The sequence below is a fragment of the Aureibaculum luteum genome, from assembly GCF_003449015.1.
GTDB classification, from domain to species: domain Bacteria; phylum Bacteroidota; class Bacteroidia; order Flavobacteriales; family Flavobacteriaceae; genus Aureibaculum; species Aureibaculum luteum.
Map to the genome: position 1 here is coordinate 243,410 of NZ_QRGD01000004.1, position 13,639 is coordinate 257,048.

A 13,639-nucleotide genomic window follows, 5' to 3' on the forward strand; every position below is an offset into this window, starting at 1 on the left:
TATATTTTAAAATTATAATAAAACTGCTTAAAAATTATGTGGTAATCAATTAGATATTGATTAGCTTTGCAATACAAATTTAACAATTTAATAGGTTATTAATCACTCTCTTTTTCAATAAGTAATCAACAAATGTCTTTGATAACATTAACAACTGATTTTGGAACGAAAGATCACTTTATTGGTGCTATAAAAGGTGCTATTTATAATGAACTGAGTGATGCTAGAGTTGTTGATATTTCTCATCAAATCACCCCCTTTAACATTACAGAAACAGCCTATATTCTTAAAAATGCATATAAGAATTTTCCGAAAGGGAGCATCCATATTATAGATGTTGATTCTGAACTTAGTGTTGAAAACAAGCATATTGCCATATTTTTAGATGATCATTATTTTATCTGTGCTGATAATGGAATTATTTCGATGATTGCTTCAGAAATTAACCCTGATAAAATGGTCGAAATTACAATACACAATACACTTACCAGCTATTCTGCTTTTGTAAAAGTAGCTTGTCATATTGCAAGAGGTGGTACATTAGAAGTTATAGGAAAACCTATTAGCGATTTTAAGCAATTAAACGAAGTTTATCCATTTATAAATAAAGAGAACGATAAAATTGTTGGAACCATTATTTATATAGACAACTATGGCAATGTTATTTCTAACATAACCAAAAAGCTATTTAATGAAGTTGGTAAAAATAGGCTATTTGAGGTAAGTGCAAGACATTACAAATTTAAAAAGGTGTTTTTGAAATACAATGAACTAATAAACTTTGAATTGCCTCCTGAAAAAAGACAATATGATGGTGAGAAATTAGCCATTTTTAATGCCGCTGATTATTTAGAAATTGCCGTTTATAAAAGTAATTTAAAATCGGTTGGAGGTGCCTCTACCCTTTTAGGCTTAGGTTATAGGGACTCTATAACTGTAAAGTTTTTGTAGAATTGGTATTTGTTTTAATTTTACAGGAATAAAACCAACGTATCTTGTCTTCTCATTACTAGTAAAAAATCACAATAAATCAAGGATATAATTATCATTAATTTCAATTATGTTAATAAGAATAGTAAAACTGAGCTTTGAAGAAGAAAAAATTAATAAATTCTTAAGTACTTTTAACGCCCATAAAGAACAAATTAAAAATTTTAAGGGATGTACTCATTTAGAATTGCTAAGAGATAAAAATAATAGCAATGTATTTTTTACATATAGTTATTGGAATAATGAGCAAGACTTAGAAAATTACAGAAATTCTGATTTATTTAATAATGTTTGGACACAAACTAAAGTTTTATTTAATAATAGACCAGAAGCATGGAGTGTTGAGAGACAATAAATTTTCCCTATAACATTCTAGAAAAATAATAGAAGTTAACAAAGAAAACGAACAAAAATTAAAGGTCAAAAGATCACTGAAATGATATCAATTTTTAAAAAAGAACTTAATTCATTTTTCGCCTCACCAATAGGATATTTGGTAATAGCGGTGTTTTTAATAATTAACGGTCTATATCTATGGGTCTTTAATGGTGATTTTAATATACTTAATGCAGGGTTTGCTGACTTAAACAGTTTCTTTTTTATTGCTCCTTGGTTTTTTCTCTTTTTAATTCCTGCAATTACCATGAGAACTTTTTCAGATGAATTCAGATTGGGGACCATTGAAATATTAAAAACAAAACCAATAAGTAAATGGCAGATTGTATTGGGTAAATTTTTAGGTGCTTTAGTATTAATAATTTTAGCTTTAATTCCGACTCTTATTTATGTTTTCACCATTTTGAAATTAGGTAACCCTCCCAATAATTTGGATATAGGTAGTACTTTAGGATCATATATGGGTTTGTTATTTATTGCAGCAACTTTCACTTCAATTGGATTATTTACCTCTACCTTTTCAAACAATCAAATAGTTGCCTTTATAATTGCCATTTTTATATCATTTTTTATTTTTTATGGATTTGAAGCATTGGCTGATTTAGACATTTCTGAATCATTAAGAAGTTTTGGTATGTTTGATCATTTTAAAAGTATTAGTCGCGGTGTTATTGACACAAAAGACATTGTTTATTTCGTGTCTGTTTCCACTTTCTTTTTGTTTCTAACCCGGTTAAAATTAGATGCAGAATGAAAAATAATATCTCCAAAATACTCATTGCTATCATTGCTTTAATTGCAATAAATGTACTCGCTAAAAAATATTATAAACGTTTAGATCTTACACAAGACAAACGTTATACCTTATCTAAAACTACAATTAACATAGTAGACAACTTAGAAGAAAATGCTATTATAAAAGTGTATTTAGAAGGTGATTTCCCTTCTGAATTTAAACGTTTACAAGGCGAAACCAAACAACATTTAGAAGAATTATACAGTATAAACGATGGTGTGAAATATAAGTTTATAGATCCTTTAGATACTGCAGAAGAACTAATAAAGCAAGGATTACAACCCAGTAGATTGACTGTTCAAGAAGATGGTAAATTATCAGAAGCTGTTATTTTTCCTTGGGCAACCATAACTTATAAAGGTAAGACTGAAAATATAAATCTACTTTCTGAAGGTTCTGTAAAGAATCAAGAAGAACAATTACAAAACTCGATAGAAAATTTAGAGTTTGCTTTTTCAGAAGCCATTTATAAAGTATCTTCAGAATCAAGTCAAACTATTGCTATTTTAAAAGGCAATGGAGAATTGAATGACATTAACTTAGTGAGCTTTCTAAGTAAATTGAATCAATTTTATAAACTAGCTCCTTTTACTTTAGATTCTGTAGCTAAACAGCCTGAGAAAACGCTAGAACAATTATCCAAATATGATTTAACAATTATTGCAAAACCTCAGGAAAAATTCTCAGAACAGGAAAAATTCACATTAGATCAATATATAACAAATGGAGGAAAAACATTGTGGTTAATAGATAATGTTACTGCAGAGTTAGATAGTTTAATGAGTACTGGTGAAAGTCTTGCATTTAACAAAGACTTGAATCTTACAGATTTATTATTTAGTTATGGAGTTAGATTAAATTATGATCTCATTAAAGATGCCTATAGCTCCACCATTAAATTGGAAGATGGAAACTTAGGTAACACCGCTCAATTAAAAGATTATATTTGGCATTACTACCCATTTATTACTTCAAAAAACGATCATCCAATTACTCAAGGTGTAGATCCTGTTAATTTAAAATTTGCAAATACTATTGATACCTTAAAGAATTCAATCAAAAAAACAATTCTTTTACAAAGTTCTGAGTTTTCAAAATCAGTAGGAACTCCTATAATTATTTCATTGAATGATATTCAAAAAACTCCAGAGAAAAAAGATTACAATAAAGGTTATCAAACTTTAGGTGTTTTATTAGAAGGCAAATTTACTTCAGCGTATGCAAGCCGTGTAAAACCTTTTGAATCTAAACGCTACAAAGAAGTAAGCAATCCCAATAAAATGATTATCATTGCTGATGGTGATGTAATTGCCAATGAAGTAGTAAAAGGCCAACCCATTGAATTAGGTGTAGATAAATATAAAGGTGTTCGATATGGTAACGCTGAATTTTTAATGAATAGCATCAACTATTTATTAGATGATTCAGGTTTATTAGATCTCCGTAATAAGAAAATACAACTTCAGTTTTTAGATAAAGAAAAAGCATATACAGAACGTACTTTCTGGCAAATGATTAATGTAATATTGCCATTGGTAATTCTTGCTCTTTTTGGATTCGTTTTCACCTTTCTTAGAAAACGTAGATTTAGTTAAAATTTTGTTAAAGAAAATTGCCAATGTTAGGATTTAGTATCTTTAGCAACTAATTAACTTAAATAAATCTAAATAACAATTATGATGTACAAAAAACTTTTAATCTTATTTTTATGTTTGGGTACTTTGAGTATCACGGCTCAGATAAAAACACCTGCTCCTAGTCCAGGTTCTACATTAACACAAACTGTTGGTTTAACAGATGTAGCATTAGAGTATTCTAGACCTGCTATGCGAGGAAGAACTATTTTTGGTGACCTTGTTCCTTTTGACAAAATATGGAGAACAGGTGCTAACGCAAGAACAAAAATTACTTTTAGTGATGATGTAATTATTGATGGTGATACCCTTAAAAAAGGAACCTATGCAATTTTCACTAAGCCAGCTGCAACAGCTTGGGATGTTTATTTCTACACGGAATATGCAGGTAGTGGAGCTCCACAGACATTAGATGATAGCAAAGTAGCTTTAAAAACTTCTGTAAAAACTCAAGAAATTCCAATGGATATTCAGTCATTTACAATCACTTTTGACGATTTAACTGATAATTCTGGAGTTTTGGGCATCATGTGGGAAAAAACCTATGTTGGCGTAAAATTTACTGTACCAACGGATGCTATCGCAGCAAAAAGTATTGAAAATGTAATGAGTGGTCCAAGTGCTAATGATTATCATGGAGCTGCTAGTTACTATAGAAGTTCAGGTAAAGACTTAAAACAAGCTTTAGTATGGTCTAATAAAGCAACGGAGATGAATAAAAATGCCTTTTGGATGACAAGAGAAAAATCATTGATACAAGCAGCTTTAGGTGATAAAAAAGGAGCTATTGAATCAGCAAAAAAATCTTTAGAAGTAGCTGAAAAAGCAGGAAATGCTGATTATATAAAAATGAATAAAGCATCTATTGCAGAGTGGTCTAAGTAAAACATTTAATCCAATAAATTAATTTCAAAAAATGAAAAATTTAAAAATATTATTAGTCTTTACATTAATAACCACATTGAGTTGTGCTCAAAAAAGTCCGAGACAACAAGCTGATGGTAAAATTGATGGTGTAAGTGTTGCTGTTGATTATGGTGCTCCAAGTGTAAAAGAAAGAACCGTTTGGGGTGGTTTAGAAAAATATGGTAAAGTTTGGAGAGCTGGTGCTAATGAAAATACTACGGTTTCTTTTGATAAAGATGTAACCATTGGTGGTGAAGAATTAGCCGCCGGTAAGTATGGTTTTTTTATTATTCCTAATAAAAGTGGAAATTGGACCGTAATTTTTAACACGGTAAATGATTCTTGGGGTTCAAGTAAATACGATGAAAGTAAAGATGCTTTACGTATAGATATTACCCCTGAATTTGGTGACGAAAACCAAGAACAATTGTTTTTTGGTATAATGGATGATTCTATATTGTTTGCTTGGGAAAAAGTAAAATTGACAATTCCAGTAACTATTCAATAATTTCAATTTTATATAATTTTAAAAGCCCAAAACTTCATGAAGTTTTGGGCTTTTTTATTTTGTATTTATGACTATACTTCGCTTCTATTAAATTTACTCGTTATTATAATTAAACGCCCACTTTATAAAATCGGGAAACAACTTACCCCATGTTGCTAAATTATGTTTTCCATTTTCAACTTCTACATAGCGAATAGCATGCGATTCAGAATACCCTCTTAAGGATAATTCTTTAATAACGTCTTTGGTATCATCTATAGCATCAATTATTCCATTGTTATTTCTATCTGCATTTTCATCCAAAGTTCCAACTTGCATCCAAAATTTTAGATGAGGATGATAAGATCCATTTTTAATAACATCTAGAATAATTCGACTTCTATCTGCATAATCATGCTTTACATATGCCTTTTTACGCCACCAAAATGAACCACTAAAAACACCTACCTTACTAAAAGAATGTGCATTATTATAAACAATATCAAAAGCGGTAAGACCACCTAAAGACATTCCTGCCAAAACCCAATCTTTAGGCTCATAAGAAACCTTAAACTCTCCCTTTAAAAAAGGTATAAACTCCTCAATAATAAATTTAGAATAATTTCCTGCCTTTTTTCCTCTTCCTTTAAAATCACCTGATGATGCAGTACCGTATTCATGAATTCTATTTTCATTTGCCTCAACCCCAACATAAACAAATGGTTTATTATTTTTATTTAAATAAGATTCAGAAATTGTTTTCTCTAAGCCCATCGCTCTAAAGTCCTGGCCGTCATTCATTAATAATACAGAAAAACGTTCTTCAGAGCTCCTGTAATTACCTGGTGCCATCAAACGGAACTTAACCTTTCTATCAAGATTTTTTGAAAAAAAACTCCCATTCAAACTTATATAATCTATACTAAAACCCATTATTCATTTTAAAGTGTGCAATATTAACGATTAATTAAAAATTAAATGATATAGAATCATAAAATAAATTATTTCCATATCTATGATAACATTGTATAACATTTTTATTTATATTTAACAAACAAAGACTAAACCAAGCTATGGCTCAAGTACAACATACTCAATATTATTCAAATACATTAAATAGAAATATTAACCTTGAAGTGACAGGACATTGGGGACATCCTATATTGATGTTTCCATCCTCTGGAGGTAAATATACACAAAACAATGATTTTGGCTTAAACGAATCCGTTATGCGATTTGTTGAAGAAGGTAGAATAAAGCTTTATAATATAGAAACACTAGATATGTTAAGCTTTTATGCAGATGATTTACCAACCGATGTAATTATATATAATTATGAGTTATACATGCAGTTTCTTAAAAATGAAATGATTCCTTATATACAAAATGAATGTAACACCCATAGAATAGCGGTTGCTGGTTGTAGTTTTGGAGGCTATCATGCGGCTAACACAGCATTTCGGTTTCCTGATTTAGTTTCACATTTATTTTCACTATCTGGTGTATTTAATATTAGAAATTTCACACCAAATTCAGACGATATGAGAATTTATTACAACTGCCCTAATGAGTTTATGGTAGATGAAGAATCATGGAAATACAACCACATGGAAATTGTATTAAGTACATCTGATTGGGATAGCTGCAAGCCCAAAAACGAAAACATGGCAAGTGTTTTAGAGTCAAAAGGAATACCGTATTGGTATGATGAAAAAAAATGGATAGAACATGATTGGCCTTTGTGGAAAATGGTTTTTCCTGAATATGTAGAAAAATATTTTCCGCAATCTTAGATAAATTTATAATAAATAAATTAGATTATAAACACTATTTATAATTAGAATTTGCATTTGAAATACAGGTAAATTATAGCTGAAAATTAATTAAATTATAAAATCAAAAAAATAAAATATTATGGCAAAAAAAGTTGGAATATTATTCGGAATGGAAGATACTTTTCCATGGGCATTCATAGATCGAGTTAATGAATTAGGAAAAGGTAAAGTAGTTGCTGAAGCAGTTAGTATCGATAAAGTTCAGCAAGGTATAGATTACGGATATGATGTCATTATTGATAGAATCTCGCAAGAAGTTCCTTTTTACCGTGCCTATTTAAAAAATGCATCATTAATGGGTACAGCAGTAATCAACAATCCTTTTTGGTGGAGTGCTGATGAAAAATTCTTTAATAATTGTTTATCACTTCAAATTGGAGTACCAGTTCCAAAAACTATTTTATTACCCTCTAATGCTAGGCCAGATGATACTACTGACAAGTCTTTTAGAAATTTAAAAGCTCCTTTAGATTGGGATTATATTTTTAATTACATTGGTTTTCCTGCCTATATGAAACCTCATTCTGGCGGTGGATGGAAAAGTGTTTATCGTGTTGAAAATGCTGATGATTTATTCGAAAAACATGCTGAAACTGAACAATTGGTAATGATGCTTCAAGAAGAAATTGTATTTGAAGATTACTATCGCGTATATTGTTTAGGACAAAAGCATGTTCATATTATGCCATATGAACCTAGAAATGAACCTCATTTACGTTATGTAACTGAGCCTAAAACTAAAGGTGAAGAACACAAGAAGTTAATGAAAACAATTCATGATTATACGATTAAGTTGAATGAAGCTTTAGGTTACGACTTTAATACTGTTGAATTTGCCATTAGAAATGGAGTTCCTTATGCTATAGATTTTTGCAATCCTGCACCAGATGCCGATATTAATTCTGTGGGACAAACTAATTTTGATTGGATTGTTGAACATTCTGCTCAATTAGCAGTTGAAAAAGCACTTGCACATAAGGGAAAACAAAATAATACTTCTTGGGGTACTTTTTTAACAAACGCCATTACACCCTTAAAATCAAAGACAAAAAAATCTAAATTAAAATCGGCAAATCAGATTAAAAAATCTGTAATCAAAAAAGAAGTAAATGCCGCTGCCAAAAAAGTAAAAAAGGTTTCAGCAAAAAAAACAACACCTAAAAAAGTTGTGAAGCTTGCTCCCAAAGTTGATGCAAAACCCAAAGTTGTTGTGAAGCCAAAAGTAGTAGCTAAAAAAACAACTGTAGCCAAACCTAAAGCTGATGCCAAACCAAAGGTTGCTACAAAGCCAAAAGCAGCAGTTAAAAAAACAACTGTAACTAAACCTAAAGCAGTCACAAAACCAAAAGAAACGGTTAAAAAAACAGCGACAAAACCTAAAACTACGCCTAAGAAAAAATAGAAATTAATTAATCATTAATCCACAACCACAGATATGCATAAATTCACCCTTGGTATAGAAGAAGAATTTCAAATTCTAGATGGCGATACTTTAAAATTACGTTCCCATATGTCTAAAATTTTAGAAGGTGGAAAAGTTTTATTAAAAGAACGTATTAAAGAAGAAATGCATCAATCTGTGGTGGAAATGGGTACAAATGTTTGTGAGAATATTCAAGAAGCTAGAGACGAAGTTTCATATTTACGTCAGCAAGTAATTGATTTGGCTTCAAAAGAAGGATTGAAAGTAGCAGCGGCAGGTACGCATCCTATCTCAAATTGGAGTGAACAATTGATTACTAACAATCCTCGTTACGATGAATTGATTGCTGAAATGAAAGATGTTGCTCGCTCCAATCTAATTTTTGGTATGCATGTTCATGTGGGTATTCCTAATCGTGAAGAAGGTTTGCATATTATGAATGTGGCTCGTTATTTTTTACCGCATTTATATGCATTATCTACCAACTCTCCATTTTGGGAAGCCAGAGAAACAGGTTTTAAGTCATTTCGTTCTAAGATATTTGATAAATTTCCAAGAACAGGAATTCCTCCTTATTTTTCTAGTGTTGCTGAGTATGATAAATTTGTAGATATTTTAGTTAAAACACATTGTATAGATAATGGCAAGAAAATTTGGTGGGATATTCGTTTACATCCTTTCTACCCTACAGTAGAATTTAGGGTTTGTGATATGATGATGACCGTTGATGAAGTAACATGTATTGCCGCAATTATGCAATGTATAATAGCAAAACTGAGTAAATTACATTCAAAAAATCAAAGTTTTAGATCATACAGACGTATTTTAATTAATGAAAACAAATGGCGTGCAGCCCGTTGGGGTATAGAAGCAAAGCTTATAGATTTTGGTAAAGAAGAAGAAGTTCCATTTGCAATATTAATTCAAGAATTACTAGAATTTATTGATGATGTAGTTGATGATCTTGGATGCCGCACCGAAGTGAATTATGTATATCAAATGCTAGAACAAGGTTCGGGTGCTGATAGACAATTAAAAGTCTTTGAAGAAACGGGCGATTTAAAAGAAGTTGTTAAATATATTGTAGAACAAACGGCAAAAGGTTTATAGAAGCGTAATTTTGCATGCAACAAATAGTTCAACGTATTTTTAAGACTTATTTGCAAAGCTAAGTTTTTGGCAACTGCAATAAAGTTTGAATATAATGCGTCTTAGAACTTAGTTTTTAATCGAATCGAAAACAATCCAAAAATATACAGACTGTTTTTAAATTTAAAGATAAAGAAGAAGAATGCAGAGTACTTATAAAATTGCAATTTTAGATATGAATGAAGGTGTACCAAATGAAGGTATGCGTTGTATAAAAATGTTGGTAGGTCAGTTTTTGGCTCAAGAAGGTATTAAAGGTAATTTTGATGTTTTTGAAGTAAGAGTTAAAGGAGAAATTCCGAAACTAGATAAATATAATATTTACATATCATCAGGTGGTCCTGGTTCTCCAAAATTAACGGGCTCACAATGGGAAAAAGACTATTTTAATTTAATTGATTCAATTTTAAGTCAAAACCTATTCAAGCATCAAAAGAAACATCTCTTTTTAATCTGTCACTCTTTTCAATTAGCGTGTTTACATTGGGATATTGCTAAAGTAACTAAACGAAGATCTACTTCTTTTGGAATACTGCCTATCCATAAAACAGAAAATGGATTTAATGAACCTCTTTTTGAAGGTTTAAAAGATCCCTTCTATGCGGTTGACTCAAGAGACTATCAAGTCGTTATGCCGAAAGAATGGAAACTTAATAGTTTAGAAGGTAATATTCTTTGTAGAGAAAAAATAAGACCAGATGTACCTTTAGAAAGAGCAGTAATGGCTATCCGATTTACCAAAGAAATTTTCGGAACACAGTTTCATCCAGAGGCTGATGCTGAAGGAATGACACGTTATTTTCAACAAGAAGAAAAACGGGCTTTAGTAATCAAAAAATATGGTAAAAAGAAATACCTAAGTATGATAAATCAATTAAACGATGATGATAAGATTTTAAGAACGAATAGTATTATTATTCCTCGTTTTTTAGAAATGGCGGCAGAAAAAATTAAACAATCAAAATTAGCATCTGTATGATACCAAAAATTCGTAATGCTTTTAATGAAAATTTTAAAGATGAATACTATGATAACTTACAACAAGATGTAAAAGATACTTTTGGAGAAGAATGTGCTTTCCGTATTTCTGAAACTCCTGTTTTTATAGATGCATCCTTAGAAAATAAAATTTTTGATGCCTGTAATTCTATTATTGAACAGTTATGGAAAATTGATTTTGATGAAATTCGACAAAAATTTATACCAAAGTCATTACAATCACCTAGTCCCATGGGCAAACCTCATTTTCTAGCTATAGATTTTGGACTTTGTGATGATGGAAATGGCAATATTGTACCGCAATTAATAGAATTGCAGGCCTTCCCTACCCTATTTTTTTATCAACCCTTTTTAGGTAAAGCCGTTTTAAAACACTACAAGAATTTTCCAAAAGGAGATTTTCATTATTTTTTCAGTAAGCTAAATGATAAAACATATATAGAGGAAGTTAGAAAAGTAATTTTAAGTGATGAGAAACCTGAGAATGTAATTTTAATGGAACTTTATCCTGATAAACAAAAAACCAGAATAGATTTTTGGGCAACGAAACAAGCCTTGGGTATTGAAGTGGTGTGTATGACCCAAATTATTAAAGAAGGTAAAAAGCTATTTTATATAAAAGACGGAGTAAAAACACCTATTCATCGTATATATAATCGTGTAATTTTAGATGAATTATTGCAAATAAAAGACTTAAAAACCAACATAAATTTAAATGATAACCTTGACGTAGAATGGGTTACACATCCCGATTGGTTTTTTATGATTTCTAAATGTATTATGCCTTTATTAAAACATAAATACATACCAAAATCCTATTATTTAAATGATTACCCTACTGATTTAGATCTCAATAAATATGTACTTAAACCCCTCTTTTCTTTTGCAGGTAAAGGAATAAATCTCTACCCAACACAAGAAACTATTAATGATATAAAGGATAAAGAGAATTATATACTACAACAAAAAGTAAACTACGCCTCTTTAGTGAAAACAAATACGGAAAAAAATTCTAAGGTAGAATTACGTATCCTTTATATTTGGGACGAAGCAGCCAACAAATTAAAACCCGTTATCAACTTAACCAGAATGAGTAAAGGTGAACTAATTAATGTTTCTCATTTAACTGAAGATACATGGATTGGGTCTTCTATTAGTTTTTTCGAGAACGCATAATAGACCTATATAAAAAAGAGTCAAGACAACCTTTTTGTCTTGACTCTTTTTAATGATTTTTTTAATTCTGAAACTTTTTAATTAGGCACTTTTATTTTTACCCAACATCAAAAGTTCATTAATTACAACCTCAGTGATGTATTTTTTATTTCCATCTTTATCATCATAACTTCTGGTTGTTAATTTACCTTCTACAGCAACTTCATTACCTTTTGCTAAGTATTTTTCAATGATCTCTGCAGTTTTATTCCAGGCAATTACATTATGCCATTGGGTATCTGTTACTTTCTCTCCACTTGCATTTTTATAGCTTTCATTTGTAGCTATTGAAAATTTCGCTAATTTCTTACCTGATTCTAAGGTAATGATTTCAGGATTGTCTCCTAAGTTTCCGATCAACTGTACTTTGTTTCTAAGTGCGTTCATAATATTTAATTTAATGGTTAAACAGTTAAGATATATCCCCGGACTCGTTCTAGGGCTTTTTAAATAATTTGTCAAATACTATATTTTGATTTCGACACTGCAAACATATAACCAGTAACAAATTGTATTCGGTTGTTAAGTAATTACTTTCGTTTGTAGTCGAATGTAGTCGTTTGTAATTGTTTTAAAATACTCTTTCAGTGACTTTTAACTCAAATTATACATTGTTAAAAAAATTGCCTAATCCTTTTAATTATTAAACGTTTTTAATTTAAACCTTAGAAATGACCCCTTTATAAAGATTCTAAACTCGCTATAAAACACAATAACAACTACCCTAAACCGTTTTATTTTCACTAATCTATCAATTAGAGAATTAATGAAAAAAATAAATAAATTAATTATCGGTTTTGTTGTTTTAACTGTATTTTCCTGTGCTTCAGATGATATTAATCCTGAAATCACAGCCAGTGATTTTTTTCAAACTATTGATGAAAATCAATTGATAAATACTGAAATTGGAAAAATTGAAGCCACTAGTAACGAAGGCAAATTATCTTTTACCATAAAAAGTCAATCTCCAAATGGTAGTTTAGCGATACATAATACTAATGGAATATTAAGTGTTGCTAATGCAACCACGTTTGATTATGAAACAAATCAAACGATTACCGCTTCTATAGAAATTAAGAGCAAAAGTTTAACGAAAACCATTAAGGCAACGATTACGCTTAACAATACTGATGACTTGGCGTTTTTTTTATCAGCTTCAAAAGCTGCCTATATAGCCGCGGCAGATAATGAATGGGTATTTGTAACAGAAAATGAATACAATACGTTATACAACAATTTAAATAGTGTTGCTGTACACGGTTCAACAGGTTCTGAATTTGATTATACTAGCGAGATTCAATTAGGCCCATTTAATGGATGGACAATGGCAAACATAAATCAAGAAACGGCTATGCCTGACCATAGTTATATATTTGCTTTTAAGTATGAAGTAAAAGGCAATAATATTGCTAACACGCAAGTAAAGCAATCTAGTACCTCTAATTATTCTGGTTTTACAGATGTTGGTAATGCTTTACCAATACATTCTTCTACCATTTCAAAAATATTCTGTTTTGTAATTAAAAACAATAATAATCCAACTACAAATAATGGGTATATGGGACTTTACAAGTCTGAAAACTCTTATCTAAGTTTTAAAAGACAACCGGGAAAATACTATTGGTCTAATTCAAATGTAAATGATCTTAACGATGACAATTATGGAAGTGATGGAGCGTCAGGAGTTAGATGGCTACATCAAGGTTTAAGTACAACTCAAAAACAGTGGTAAAATATTAAGAAAACCTGACAAGTATCATATCTTTAACTAGTTATTTTAGTAAATTTGCAGGTATAATTTTTCACGAG

The 13,639-nt window shown here is 30.2% G+C and carries 13 protein-coding genes and 1 pseudogene; 12 read left to right on the forward strand and 2 right to left on the reverse strand.

The window, feature by feature from the left end:
* The first annotated feature begins 132 nt into the window (after window positions 1–132).
* The 6 genes from D3P13_RS11710 to D3P13_RS11735 all read left to right on the forward strand — a co-directional run bounded on the left by D3P13_RS11710 (window position 133) and on the right by D3P13_RS11735 (window position 5,230).
* Entirely contained in the window at window positions 133–951 is an 819-nt protein-coding gene (locus tag D3P13_RS11710; protein ID WP_117882601.1) for an SAM hydrolase/SAM-dependent halogenase family protein, read from the forward strand.
* A gap of 109 nt (window positions 952–1,060) precedes the next feature.
* Window positions 1,061–1,345 carry a putative quinol monooxygenase gene (locus D3P13_RS11715; RefSeq protein ID WP_117882603.1) on the forward strand — a complete coding sequence of 95 codons (285 nt, stop codon included), beginning with the start codon at window positions 1,061–1,063 and terminating at the stop codon, window positions 1,343–1,345.
* Window positions 1,346–1,426: 81 nt separating this feature from the next.
* Complete coding sequence (gene gldF, locus D3P13_RS11720; protein WP_117882605.1) at window positions 1,427–2,140, forward strand: gliding motility-associated ABC transporter permease subunit GldF; 714 nt, start codon at window positions 1,427–1,429, stop codon at window positions 2,138–2,140.
* Entirely contained in the window at window positions 2,137–3,777 is a 1,641-nt protein-coding gene (gene gldG / locus D3P13_RS11725) for a gliding motility-associated ABC transporter substrate-binding protein GldG (RefSeq protein ID WP_117882607.1), read from the forward strand. Before gldF ends, gldG begins: the two co-directional genes overlap by 4 nt.
* A gap of 84 nt (window positions 3,778–3,861) precedes the next feature.
* Entirely contained in the window at window positions 3,862–4,701 is an 840-nt protein-coding gene (locus D3P13_RS11730; protein WP_117882830.1) for a DUF2911 domain-containing protein, read from the forward strand.
* Window positions 4,702–4,732: 31 nt separating this feature from the next.
* On the forward strand, window positions 4,733–5,230 hold the full coding sequence (locus D3P13_RS11735; protein ID WP_117882609.1) for a DUF2911 domain-containing protein: 498 nt from the start codon (window positions 4,733–4,735) through the stop codon (window positions 5,228–5,230).
* Window positions 5,231–5,323: 93 nt separating this feature from the next.
* Here D3P13_RS11735 and D3P13_RS11740 read toward each other — a convergent pair whose 3' ends face one another.
* Complete coding sequence (locus D3P13_RS11740) at window positions 5,324–6,142, reverse strand: alpha/beta hydrolase (RefSeq protein WP_117882611.1); 819 nt, start codon at window positions 6,140–6,142, stop codon at window positions 5,324–5,326.
* Window positions 6,143–6,282: 140 nt separating this feature from the next.
* On the opposite strand from D3P13_RS11740, the gene D3P13_RS11745 reads away from it, so the two are divergent.
* The 5 genes and pseudogenes from D3P13_RS11745 to D3P13_RS11765 all read left to right on the forward strand — a co-directional run bounded on the left by D3P13_RS11745 (window position 6,283) and on the right by D3P13_RS11765 (window position 11,791).
* On the forward strand, window positions 6,283–7,002 hold the full coding sequence (locus D3P13_RS11745; RefSeq protein WP_117882613.1) for an alpha/beta hydrolase-fold protein: 720 nt from the start codon (window positions 6,283–6,285) through the stop codon (window positions 7,000–7,002).
* A 121-nt stretch (window positions 7,003–7,123) separates the two neighbouring features.
* Window positions 7,124–8,071 (forward strand): annotated as a pseudogene (locus D3P13_RS11750) (ATP-grasp domain-containing protein); the annotation flags it as partial.
* 408 nt (window positions 8,072–8,479) lie between these two features.
* Window positions 8,480–9,577, forward strand: coding sequence for a carboxylate-amine ligase (locus D3P13_RS11755; RefSeq protein WP_117882615.1), 1,098 nt, complete (start codon window positions 8,480–8,482; stop codon window positions 9,575–9,577).
* 181 nt (window positions 9,578–9,758) lie between these two features.
* Window positions 9,759–10,595: a type 1 glutamine amidotransferase gene (locus D3P13_RS11760; RefSeq protein ID WP_117882617.1), complete on the forward strand. Its 837-nt coding sequence runs from the start codon at window positions 9,759–9,761 to the stop codon at window positions 10,593–10,595.
* Window positions 10,592–11,791: a hypothetical protein gene (locus D3P13_RS11765; protein WP_117882619.1), complete on the forward strand. Its 1,200-nt coding sequence runs from the start codon at window positions 10,592–10,594 to the stop codon at window positions 11,789–11,791. Before D3P13_RS11760 ends, D3P13_RS11765 begins: the two co-directional genes overlap by 4 nt.
* An 81-nt stretch (window positions 11,792–11,872) precedes the next feature.
* Here the strand turns inward: D3P13_RS11765 and D3P13_RS11770 are convergent, their stop codons facing one another.
* On the reverse strand, window positions 11,873–12,217 hold the full coding sequence (locus tag D3P13_RS11770; RefSeq protein WP_117882621.1) for a single-stranded DNA-binding protein: 345 nt from the start codon (window positions 12,215–12,217) through the stop codon (window positions 11,873–11,875).
* 379 nt (window positions 12,218–12,596) lie between these two features.
* Here D3P13_RS11770 and D3P13_RS11775 point away from each other — a divergent pair, with 379 nt between their 5' ends.
* Window positions 12,597–13,562 (forward strand): cadherin repeat domain-containing protein, encoded by a 966-nt coding sequence (locus D3P13_RS11775; protein ID WP_117882623.1) that lies wholly within the window; start codon window positions 12,597–12,599, stop codon window positions 13,560–13,562.
* Window positions 13,563–13,639: the final 77 nt, after the last annotated feature.

Excerpts from the sequence above, each read along its gene's own strand:
- D3P13_RS11760 (WP_117882617.1), top strand. The coding sequence starts at position 9,759 with ATGCAGAGTACTTATAAAATTGCAATTTTAGATATGAATGAAGGTGTA.
- gldF (WP_117882605.1), top strand. The coding sequence starts at position 1,427 with ATGATATCAATTTTTAAAAAAGAACTTAATTCATTTTTCGCCTCACCA.
- D3P13_RS11775 (WP_117882623.1), top strand. The coding sequence starts at position 12,597 with ATGAAAAAAATAAATAAATTAATTATCGGTTTTGTTGTTTTAACTGTA.
- D3P13_RS11755 (WP_117882615.1), top strand. The coding sequence starts at position 8,480 with ATGCATAAATTCACCCTTGGTATAGAAGAAGAATTTCAAATTCTAGAT.
- D3P13_RS11770 (WP_117882621.1), bottom strand. The coding sequence starts at position 12,217 with ATGAACGCACTTAGAAACAAAGTACAGTTGATCGGAAACTTAGGAGAC.
- gldG (WP_117882607.1), top strand. The coding sequence starts at position 2,137 with ATGAAAAATAATATCTCCAAAATACTCATTGCTATCATTGCTTTAATT.
- D3P13_RS11730 (WP_117882830.1), top strand. The coding sequence starts at position 3,862 with ATGTACAAAAAACTTTTAATCTTATTTTTATGTTTGGGTACTTTGAGT.
- D3P13_RS11710 (WP_117882601.1), top strand. The coding sequence starts at position 133 with ATGTCTTTGATAACATTAACAACTGATTTTGGAACGAAAGATCACTTT.
- D3P13_RS11715 (WP_117882603.1), top strand. The coding sequence starts at position 1,061 with ATGTTAATAAGAATAGTAAAACTGAGCTTTGAAGAAGAAAAAATTAAT.
- D3P13_RS11745 (WP_117882613.1), top strand. The coding sequence starts at position 6,283 with ATGGCTCAAGTACAACATACTCAATATTATTCAAATACATTAAATAGA.
- D3P13_RS11765 (WP_117882619.1), top strand. The coding sequence starts at position 10,592 with ATGATACCAAAAATTCGTAATGCTTTTAATGAAAATTTTAAAGATGAA.
- D3P13_RS11735 (WP_117882609.1), top strand. The coding sequence starts at position 4,733 with ATGAAAAATTTAAAAATATTATTAGTCTTTACATTAATAACCACATTG.
- D3P13_RS11740 (WP_117882611.1), bottom strand. The coding sequence starts at position 6,142 with ATGGGTTTTAGTATAGATTATATAAGTTTGAATGGGAGTTTTTTTTCA.